At 53.6% G+C, this 6,818-nt stretch carries 7 protein-coding genes, 1 tRNA gene and 1 pseudogene; 5 read left to right on the top strand and 4 right to left on the bottom strand.

What is annotated here, in order from left to right; genetic code table 11:
* Positions 1-420, bottom strand: a 420-nt coding sequence (locus K5905_RS23750) for a M24 family metallopeptidase (protein WP_297588598.1), incomplete at its 3' end; no start/stop codon positions are given.
* Positions 421-650: 230 nt separating this feature from the next.
* On the opposite strand from K5905_RS23750, the gene K5905_RS23745 reads away from it, so the two are divergent.
* Positions 651-736, top strand: a tRNA-Leu gene (locus K5905_RS23745).
* A 97-nt stretch (positions 737-833) separates the two neighbouring features.
* Here K5905_RS23745 and K5905_RS23740 read toward each other — a convergent pair.
* On the bottom strand, positions 834-1,364 hold the full coding sequence (locus tag K5905_RS23740) for a DUF4269 domain-containing protein (RefSeq protein WP_297588595.1): 531 nt from the start codon (positions 1,362-1,364) through the stop codon (positions 834-836).
* Between the two features lie 383 nt (positions 1,365-1,747).
* On the opposite strand from K5905_RS23740, the gene K5905_RS23735 reads away from it, so the two are divergent.
* Entirely contained in the window at positions 1,748-3,133 is a 1,386-nt protein-coding gene (locus tag K5905_RS23735; protein WP_297588593.1) for a hypothetical protein, read from the top strand.
* Positions 3,134-3,161: 28 nt separating this feature from the next.
* On the opposite strand, the gene K5905_RS23730 is transcribed toward K5905_RS23735, so the two are convergent.
* Together K5905_RS23730 and K5905_RS23725 are read right to left on the bottom strand one after the other, a co-directional pair.
* A complete protein-coding gene (locus K5905_RS23730; RefSeq protein WP_297588591.1) occupies positions 3,162-3,965 on the bottom strand; it encodes a creatininase family protein in 804 nt (267 codons plus the stop codon).
* 45 nt (positions 3,966-4,010) lie between these two features.
* Positions 4,011-4,397, bottom strand: coding sequence for a RidA family protein (locus K5905_RS23725; protein ID WP_297588589.1), 387 nt, complete (start codon positions 4,395-4,397; stop codon positions 4,011-4,013).
* Positions 4,398-4,719: 322 nt separating this feature from the next.
* Between K5905_RS23725 and K5905_RS23720 the strand changes: the two genes are divergently transcribed.
* The 3 genes and pseudogenes from K5905_RS23720 to K5905_RS23710 form a co-directional block, all read left to right on the top strand.
* Positions 4,720-5,730 carry an ABC transporter substrate-binding protein gene (locus K5905_RS23720; RefSeq protein WP_297588586.1) on the top strand — a complete coding sequence of 337 codons (1,011 nt, stop codon included), beginning with the start codon at positions 4,720-4,722 and terminating at the stop codon, positions 5,728-5,730.
* 67 nt (positions 5,731-5,797) lie between these two features.
* Positions 5,798-6,604, top strand: coding sequence for an ABC transporter ATP-binding protein (locus K5905_RS23715; RefSeq protein ID WP_297588601.1), 807 nt, complete (start codon positions 5,798-5,800; stop codon positions 6,602-6,604).
* Positions 6,605-6,637: 33 nt separating this feature from the next.
* Positions 6,638-6,818: pseudogene (locus K5905_RS23710) on the top strand (ABC transporter permease); the annotation flags it as partial.

Raw genomic sequence — 6,818 nt, 5'->3', positions numbered from 1 at the left:
GTCTATCAGCCGCTCGGCGGCCCGCTTGAGGTTTCCGACCGGATACATGCGGCTGGAATCCCCGTGCCAGCCGTCCAGAATGAATGTGACGTCGATGTTTAGAATGTCACCTTCCCGGAGCGACTTGTTGTTGGGAATGCCGTGACAGACAACATGGTTGATCGATGTGCAACTTGATTTCGTGTAGCCGCGATAGTTCAGCGTTGCCGGAATGGCATTGTTGTCCATGCCGTACTGATAGACGAAATCATCGATTTCCTGCGTGGTTGTCCCTGGTTTGACGATGTCGGCCAGTTCATCGAGGCAGGCAGCCGTCAACTGCCCGGCGCGCATCATGCCGTCAAAATCGTCAGGTCCGTAAAGGCGAACCTGGCCTGTGTTTTTAAGCGGGGCTTCAGCGGCGTCGATATAGCTGACCATGGGGTACCGTGTCTCACACTTGGCTGGTGCGGCTTCTGACGGAGAGCATCTTGAACCGGCACCTCGAATTTTCTTGTCTACTTATTTGATCACATACCGTCCGGCGGCGCCAATTTCCAGTTCAAGTTCAGGCAAAATGACCGGGTCGTGGAAACTTCGGCAAAGTGTTCTGAATTCTCCCAGCCTGATCTTGCGTATTTTTTTCAAGCCGGATAGGTGATGAGGAAACTGCGGGCGTGGTGGAACTGGTAGACACAAGGGACTTAAAATCCCTCGGCCCTAGGCTGTACGGGTTCGAGTCCCGTCGCCCGCACCAAATTTTGCGCTGCCGGTCCTTGGACTACTTGAGCGCGGGATTGGTATTTGGTTGCAAACGGGACCTGTCCCGTTGGTGTTCGGCTCTGTCGGCGCAATCAGGGCTCTGATATCCGGTTGAAAATCAGTTTCCGCAATTCTTCATCTGTTTGGTTCTCCAGATCGAGCATTGCTTCATACGGATTGCCGGGCAGCTGCAGAATTTGCGCAAATGCAGGTTCTGTTTTCAGGCCAAGTCGCTTTAGGTTCAGGACTTCGTTGCCAAGGAGAGGTTCAATCTCCATAAGTCGTTTTTCGATGCGGAAGTGCCGGACGCCCCATTGTTCGGCCGTTCTGAGTGCCTGACAAAACAGTTCGATTTCCCAACCAGATGATTGGAACGAAACCACGATTGCCTGCATTCCGGCGTGAACGCTGGTTCGCGCCGCAAAGCCTTCAATGTCGCCGAATTCACGCACAGCAAATGTTCTGAAGCGTTCAAGGTTCTCCGAAAAGCACGCAACGTCGATATCGCTGGTTTCCGTTGCTATTCCAAGCGGAGGAGTTCCGATTGTGACGGGATCGAAATCTGCGAGGCGATCAAGCAGGTCTAATCGATCAATAGCCGCGGTATATGGCGGTCTTTCCATCATGATATCGTACTGTTTTCCTATGGAGAGGGCGTTAGATCAATCGCGCTACAAAGGCAAGTTGAATTCCAGTCAACTCGAGTTCACCTGAAAAATCCTGTTCTGCTTTATTGAGCACAGGTTTTGCGTCGTGTTGTTTTCGTTTGCAACACACCCAGACCAGCTTCGAGGATGCCCGATTGCCAGTTTGCGCTGATAACGTGAAGTTGTGGTGGTGATCACAGTCAACTTCTCCGCAATTTGTTAGCTAAGGACAGGAGCCGGGCAATCTGCCCGACAACAATTTGTTTCTTGATATTAGATAGCCTGTTGAGCGGGTGCTCACCATTTGGGCGCGTTTCTGACAGGTCTGACACCGAGCACATTCGCGACGAGGTGGACACATGATTGCATTGCCTGAAATCAGAATTGGCCGATCCGTCGGCTATCGGGGGCAAAACAATATTGCGGACGTCAGAACCGTGCAGGAACGCTTGAACCTGTTGCTGGATGACACTCGTGTTCCGCTCGTCGAGGACGGGTTTTACGGTCCCTTGACCAAAGGGATGATCGGAGATTTTCAAAATAAAGTCGTCGGATTTTTCAATCCGGATCAACGCGTTGACCCAAACGGTAAAACACTCTCGGCCTTGAACGATCCGGCGTCGAAGGAGAAATGGAAGGCCAGTCCAAATCCTTCCGGCCCAAAAGTCGATCCGAAACCCGACAAACCGGACCCTCCCGAACCTCCGGTCGATCCATCCTCGATGCCCAAGATCCCGATTTACGGAGCGCTGGATGGCGCGCGCGGATTTGATACCTATCCACCTCCCTCGCAGATCCTCGGGCCTTTGCAGGTCAAGATGCAGCCGTCGCGGGACGGCGCCTGGATCATGGTGCCGGAGGGCGGCGAGCGCACAATTGTGCTCGGAATCAATGCAGCTGCTCCGGTAAAGATCTGGAGCAAGATGATCGATGATCAGGGGCATGTAAGTGTGCCTGGCAAAAAGACCGTCCTCAAGGCCTGGATTGAAGATCAGAGTCTCGTGGTCAAGGGGCTGAAGCCTTGCAAAGACTGCAAGATTGATCTCTTTCAGGACGGAAAACATGCGCGCGTGTACATCTCCGTGAAGCCGAAAAGGATCGTGCCGGTTTTTGCGTTTTACGTGGAGCATGGCCCTGGACTGAAATGCAGGGTCTCACCCGACGAACTGCGCACGGTGTTTCAAATCGCAAACAGGGAAATTCTCAAACCCCAGTGCAATGTTGAATTACGATTGATGGGCGACAATTTTCTTTCACATAAGGAGATCGGTCGTCATCTTGGGTTTGTTGTGCGTGAGGATACCGTCAATTCCAAGAAGGATGAATGGAAGTATCTCAGTCCATTCATGCGCAAACAGCAGTTTCCCCAAAGCTCGAGTGCGTTGCAGGTGAAAACCGTGAACCTTTTCATTGTTCGTCAGTTGGCAAGTGTCCAGGATGGGGACGAGCGACCGGTAAAGGCCCGCGGAGCAATGAGATCCGGTACAGGCATGTGCGTTATCGAGGATCAATCCTTCGGCAGGAAAACGCGCGTTGCGGGGATTGCACACACGCTTTGCCATGAAGTTGGCCACCTCCTGATAGAGGATCTCTATAGGCAGACCGAGGGGGTCGGAGAACACAATCCCTATCGCGATGCGCTTATGTACAAGGCCGGGAGTGGCAACAAGCTTTACCGGGTGGAGATCGAAGCCATGAACCCGACCAAAAGCCATCCGACGACAGTGAATCCTTTCGCCACCTGAAGCGCATCATGCGACTTGATTATGCGTTTCAGGAAAGCCTTCCGACATCAAACGCATGCACATCCTGAAGCAGTTCCACGAAGCCTCGTGCCGCGTGATCCAACGACTTCTTTCCCTTTTCCGCTGTCGCGATAGAGGCGTCTCCCACTGTGCCGGCCGGGTTCAGGTCCTGTGCCTTCCAACCGAACTGGTGTGGGCCGTGGGCTCGGAGGTGTTTGAAGTCCTTGACGAACAGCTCCTGGGTGGAGCGGAAATTCTCCGCCTTGTCCATATGCACGAGTTCGGGGTGGAGATGCAGCATGATCGAGGTTTCGACGTCGCCGCCATGAATGCCGTAAGTCAGCTCGTGATCTGAAAAAATCCCCTCCGGCTGCCCGAACCGCGCCCAGGCGGTGCCGACGGCCAGCATGTTGTGTCGAATGCGCAATTCACGTGTGATGATATCGACCAGCGGAACGTTGCCGCCATGGGAGTTGACCAGAACAAGTTTTCGGATGCCGGCACGGGCAATGCTGTTACCAATGTCCAGCCAGGCGTTAAGGGCCGTTTCCCAGGAAAGTGTGAGTGTGCCGGGGGAGGAGATGTGTTCATTGGATTTGCCGATCGCCTGCACTGGTAGAAATGAGACGGGAAGGTTTTCAGGCAGCAATTCAATCACGCGCCGGACCTGTCCTTCGGCAATGGCTGTATCGGTAAAGACGGGAAGATGCGGACCGTGCTGCTCGATGGCCGCGACAGGCAGGATTGCGATCCAGTCCTTTGCGTTCGGATCGGCAAGGTCCATCGTCGTCATTTCATGCCAATAGTGCCTTGGTAAGTTAATGTTATTCATTAGATTATTCTCATAAAACTCAGAAATAATAGGTTTCTTTGGGTTTTATTCTGCCGCAGCAAGAACTTCGATCTCCACGACAAACTCCTCCCTGGCGAAACCGGAAACGATCATCAGCGTCGAGGCCGGAGGTGGATCGGAAACATATTCATCGCGAGCCTTCATGTAGCCTGGCAGATGAGACCGGTCGGTAACATAGGCGTTGATGCGCACGATATCCGCCAGGCTCATACCGGCATCGCGCAGAATAGACCTGATGTTTTCAAAGCACTGCCGCGTCTGGTCTTCAACTCCGACCGGGACTGTGTCGTCCTTTGTAATGCCCAGTTGGCCGGATGCAACGAGCAGGCGGTGGCCTGGCGGAACCTCGACGGCGTGACTGTAGCGGGCGAAAGGAGGGCGAATGTCTGTTGGTGTGTGAGCGCTCGTCACTATTCACAATCCTGTCTTAAATGGTGAGCTATGGTGCTGGAGTCTTGGGCAAATTGCATTCCTGCGCAATTTGTTAGCTGCTGCTGAAAATGTAGTCATGGCTATTTTTTATGCTGACACGGCAAGGCTGATGTGTAAATGTTTCGTTGTTGCGAGTGGCGACAATCACTGGCAACATATCTACACGAGCCGAGTTTTTTAGTTCTGGCTCAAAATTCTGTTCCGCTCTCAGGGCCTTTCGGAGGCACAGCGGCAGAGCATTCGGCCCGTTGCGGGCAGTTTGACCTGCGCGGTGTTCGAAGAAAACGGGGAAGGCGGACTGATGAAACTTTCTGGAAAAATTGGAATTGCAGCGCTTGTTTTGATGACGTCGACAAGCGCGCATGCACTGGAGAAGGTTACGTTCGGAACCAACTGGGTCGCGCAGGCCGAGCATGGTGGCTACTATCAGGCTGTTGCCGACGGCACCTACGAGGAGTGCGGGATCGAAGTCGAGATCAAGCCGGGCGGACCACAAGCCAATAACAGGATTCTTCTACCGGTCGGAAAGATCGATTTCCTGATGGGCGGCAACATGCTGCAGGCCTTTTCCGCAATCGAACAGGGCATCCCGACGACAGTTGTCGCGGCACATTTTCAAAAAGAACCGCAAATTCTGATGACCCATCCCGATCAGGGACTGGATACATGGGACAGCCTGAAAGGCATCAATTTGCTGATCGGCAAAGGCGGCCTGAATTCCTTTTATCAATGGATGAAGTCCGAGTACGGTTTTACCGACGAACAGGTTCGGCCCTACACCTATAATTCGGCACCGTTTCTGGCCGACAAACGTCTGGGGCAGCAGGGGTATGTCACCTCGGAACCTTACGCCATCGAGACCGAAGGCGGGTTCAAACCCAATATCTTCCTGATTGCCGATTTTGGTTACGACACTTATTCCACAACAGTTGAAACCACGCTGGAACTGGTCGAAGGCAAGCCTGAGGTCGTCCAGTGTTTCGTCGACGGGTCGGCCATCGGCTGGGTCAACTTTCTCTATGGTGACAATTCAAAAGCACTGGAGATGATCAAAAAGGACAATCCTGGAATGTCTGACGGGCAGCTTGCCTTTTCGATTGAGAAGCTGAAGGAATTCGGCATCGTCGACAGTGGAGACGCGCTCACGATGGGCATTGGTGCCATGAGCGATGAGCGCAACAAATCCTTCTTTGAAAAGATGGTGGCGGCGGGCGTCGTCAACAGCGATGTCGACTATTCCAAATCCTACACGCTTCAGTTCGTGAACAAGGGTGTAGGCCTTGATCTGAAGAAGAAGCTGGAAAGCAACTAAGGGCAGGACAGCTTCGTGATGTGCGGAAAAAATGCAACCATGGCCGGGCAGTGAATCAATGACGGCCATGGTACAGAAAAAAATGCTCAACACTTCGGGGGAAAGTCCCGCGATTGTCTCGCTGAACGGTATCTCCAAGACGTTTTCCAACGGGACAGTCGCTCTGAACGATTTGTCGCTCGACATTCGGGAAGGGGAATTCGTTTCGCTTCTGGGGCCTTCCGGTTGTGGCAAATCCACTGCGCTCAGGATTATTACAAGTCTGATCAGCCCGACATCAGGCCGGGTCGAGTGGCCGCAGGAAAAGTCGAAGCAGAAGGACCATGAACTGAGCTTCGTGTTTCAGGAGCCGACCCTGATGCCGTGGGCGACCGTTTTCGGCAACGTCTGGCTGCCGTTACGCCTCAAGGGCGTTTCGAAAAAAACGGCGCATGACCGTGTGATGGAAGCCCTTCAGATGGTCGGACTGGAGCAATTTGCGCAAAGCTACCCGAGGGAATTGTCGGGCGGTATGAAAATGCGCGTCTCAATTGCCCGTGCGTTGATCACCAAGCCGAAGATTCTCCTCATGGACGAACCTTTTGCAGCTCTCGACGAGATAACAAGGTTCAAGCTGAACAACGATCTCCTGCACCTTTGGGAGACCTTCGGCTGGACGGTTGTGTTCGTGACACACTCGGTATTCGAGTCCGTTTATCTTTCCAACCGGATTGTCGTGATGGCCGCCCGGCCTGGTCGTATCGTGAATGACTTGGCGATCGATGCGCCGTATCCGCGCGACGAGACATTCCGGACATCCACAGTTTATTCCGGCTTTTGCCGGGAGGTTTCCGAAGCATTGCACGTGGCGATGGGGGCGGGGGATCATCTTTGATCCCGAGCGCTCGTCCCGAACAGGGGGACTGACATGAGCGTTGCTATTGCAGCCAAACAGGCTCTTGAACAGGAGAGATCGGCGATCCCTCTTGACGCGGAAGAAATGAAACGCGCGCGCGCCGCCCGGATCGAGACCATCGGCAGATGGGTACTCCCGGTCGTTATTCTCGTGACGGCGGTCTATCTCTGGGATCGGATCTGTGTCTGGAATG

Origin of the sequence: Roseibium sp., assembly GCF_025698965.1 — a bacterium.
Taxonomy (GTDB): Bacteria; Pseudomonadota; Alphaproteobacteria; order Rhizobiales; family Stappiaceae; genus Roseibium.
This window is presented reverse-complemented; position numbering and strand designations above follow the sequence as displayed.

What these genes read in the sequence shown, in the direction of transcription:
- K5905_RS23740 (WP_297588595.1), bottom strand. Translation starts at nt 1,364, where the DNA reads ATGGAAAGACCGCCATATACCGCGGCTATTGATCGATTAGACCTGCTT.
- K5905_RS23735 (WP_297588593.1), top strand. Translation starts at nt 1,748, where the DNA reads ATGATTGCATTGCCTGAAATCAGAATTGGCCGATCCGTCGGCTATCGG.
- K5905_RS23730 (WP_297588591.1), bottom strand. Translation starts at nt 3,965, where the DNA reads ATGAATAACATTAACTTACCAAGGCACTATTGGCATGAAATGACGACG.
- K5905_RS23720 (WP_297588586.1), top strand. Translation starts at nt 4,720, where the DNA reads ATGAAACTTTCTGGAAAAATTGGAATTGCAGCGCTTGTTTTGATGACG.
- K5905_RS23715 (WP_297588601.1), top strand. Translation starts at nt 5,798, where the DNA reads ATGGTACAGAAAAAAATGCTCAACACTTCGGGGGAAAGTCCCGCGATT.